The following is a 2,260-nucleotide window of genomic DNA, read 5'->3' as shown; positions in this document are numbered from 1 at the left end:
TTTCGGGGGCTCCGCCCCCGGACCCCCGGTCCTCAATCTCCGGACGGGCTTGATTTTGCTCGGCCCGGCCGTCAGGACGTTGCTCGGACCATCGTCAGTACCTCGTCCCTCACCTTTGCCATCGTCGCCTCGTCCCTTGCCTCCACGTTCAGGCGCAGGAGTGGCTCCGTGTTCGAAGGGCGGAGGTTGAACCACCAGTCCTGCGCGGTGACCGTCAGGCCGTCCAGGTCGTCCGTGGTGATGCCGTCGAGAGACCCGTACGCCTCGCGGACCGCCGATGTGCGGGCCGTCTGGTCGTCGACCGTGGAGTTGATCTCGCCGGAGCCCGCGTAGCGGTCGTACGAGGAGACCAGGGCGGAGAGCGTGCCTTCCTGGCCGCCCAGGGCCGCCAGGACGTGCAGCGCCGCGAGCATGCCGGTGTCCGCGTTCCAGAAGTCCCGGAAGTAGTAGTGGGCGGAGTGCTCGCCGCCGAAGATCGCTCCGGTGGTCGCCATCTCCTGCTTGATGAAGGAGTGGCCCACGCGCGTGCGGACGGGGATGCCGCCGTGTTCGCGTACGACCTCGGGGACCGACCAGGACGTGATCAGGTTGTGGATCACGGTGCCGCCGGGGTGCTTGGCCAGTTCGCGGGCGGCGACCAGGGCCGTGATGGCGGACGGCGAGACGCCCCGGCCGCGCTCGTCGACCACGAAGCAGCGGTCGGCGTCGCCGTCGAAGGCCAGGCCGAGGTCGGCGCCCTCGGCGAGGACACGGGCCTGCAGGTCGACGATGTTCGCCGGGTCCAGGGGGTTGGCCTCGTGGTTGGGGAAGGTGCCGTCGAGCTCGAAGTACATGGGGACGAGCGTGACGGGTAGGTCCGCGAAGACCGTGGGGACCGTGTGGCCCCCCATGCCGTTGCCCGCGTCCACCACGACCTTCAGCGGGCGGAGGCCGGAGAGGTCGACGAGGGACAGGAGATGGGCCGCGTAGTCCGTCAACGTCTCGCGGTGGGTGATGGTTCCTGTGGTGGCGGAGGGTGTTGGGGCTCCCGTCGCCGACCAGTTCTCGGCGAGGGTACGAATCTCCGCGAGGCCCGTGTCCTGGCCCACCGGGGCCGCGCCGGCCCGGCACATCTTGATGCCGTTGTACTGCGCCGGGTTGTGCGAGGCGGTGAACATCGCGCCCGGCATGTCCAGTTGGCCGGAGGCGAAGTACAGCTGGTCCGTCGAGCACAGGCCGATGAGGGTGACGTCGGCGCCCTGCGCGGCCGCACCGCGCGCGAACGCGCCCGAGAGGCCGGGCGACGAGGGGCGCATGTCGTACCCGATCACGATCGCGGACGCCTCCGTCACCGTGACGAAAGCCGCCCCGAAGAGCTCGGCCAGGGGCTCGTCCCACTGGTCGGGGACCACTCCGCGCACGTCGTACGCCTTGACGATCTGCGACAAATCGACGACAGCAGCCACGGTCGGCCCTCCTGGAGGTGATTGAAGGTCATTACGGACCCCTCAAACTACCCGGAGGCAGAAGGGCGCGGTTCAGGGCTCCGGTGAGCGCAGCACGCGCAGATGGCCACGGCGTCCGGTCTCCATCGGGTCGGCCTGCCGTCCGCCGCCCGCTCCGCCCGGCCCGCGGTCGTGCGGACGGGCCGCTTCCCGTACCGCGTTGGCGAGCGCTTCGAGATCGTCGCCGCTGGGGTGCGCGGGGGCCGAGCCGTCGGTGAGACGGACGACGTCCCAGCCGCGCGGGGCGGTCAGGCGCGCGCTGTGGTCGGCGCACAGGTCGTAGCAGTGGGGTTCGGCATAGGTGGCGAGAGGGCCGAGTACCGCGGTCGAGTCGGCGTAGACGTACGTCAGCGTCGCGACGGCAGGGCGGCCGCACGCAGTGCGAGAACAGCGACGTACAGGGCTCACGATGTTGGACGGTACCGCACTCTTGAGCGGGCCGCGACGACGCGCCCCGGCGTCACTCGACCGTGTCGTCCTGTCACCCCTGACCCTGCCGCCCGCGGAGCAACTCCCCTGACCTGCACGGGGAAAGAGGGACACGGGCAGTGACCGGACGGGTTTCGGTCAGTAGTTGGCGAGATCAAGACAATCGATGCCGGATCCATGGCCGGAATACAAGATGAAGACGGTCCAAAAGGTGAGGGAACTGTTCATTCGACGACATGTCGTGCAGAGGCCCGCCTCGTCCGGCACCAGGCTGTCCGGAGGACTACCCTGCGTCAGTGATGGACGCTCCCGCACCCCCGCCCCAGCCCGCCGAGCCGCGGCCGCCC

Annotated in this window: 3 protein-coding genes; all 3 read right to left on the bottom strand. The window is 69.8% G+C overall.

Annotated elements, in window-relative coordinates; translation table 11 throughout:
• Positions 1-71: 71 nt before the first annotated feature.
• The gene (locus J0695_RS39020; RefSeq protein WP_206969600.1) at positions 72-1,445 is read right to left on the bottom strand and encodes a phosphomannomutase/phosphoglucomutase; all 1,374 of its coding nucleotides are present in this window, start codon (positions 1,443-1,445) and stop codon (positions 72-74) included.
• A gap of 72 nt (positions 1,446-1,517) precedes the next feature.
• The gene (locus tag J0695_RS39015; RefSeq protein WP_307798896.1) at positions 1,518-1,895 is read right to left on the bottom strand and encodes a DUF3499 domain-containing protein; all 378 of its coding nucleotides are present in this window, start codon (positions 1,893-1,895) and stop codon (positions 1,518-1,520) included.
• 156 nt (positions 1,896-2,051) lie between these two features.
• Positions 2,052-2,260 (bottom strand): hypothetical protein (locus tag J0695_RS39010; protein WP_206969597.1); only part of this gene is annotated, 209 nt, incomplete at its 5' end.

It is taken from the genome of Streptomyces beijiangensis, from assembly GCF_017315755.1.
GTDB classification, from domain to species: Bacteria; Actinomycetota; Actinomycetes; order Streptomycetales; family Streptomycetaceae; genus Streptomyces; species Streptomyces beijiangensis.
Note: the sequence above shows the minus strand (reverse complement) of the source record. Positions and strands in the feature narration are given on the sequence as shown.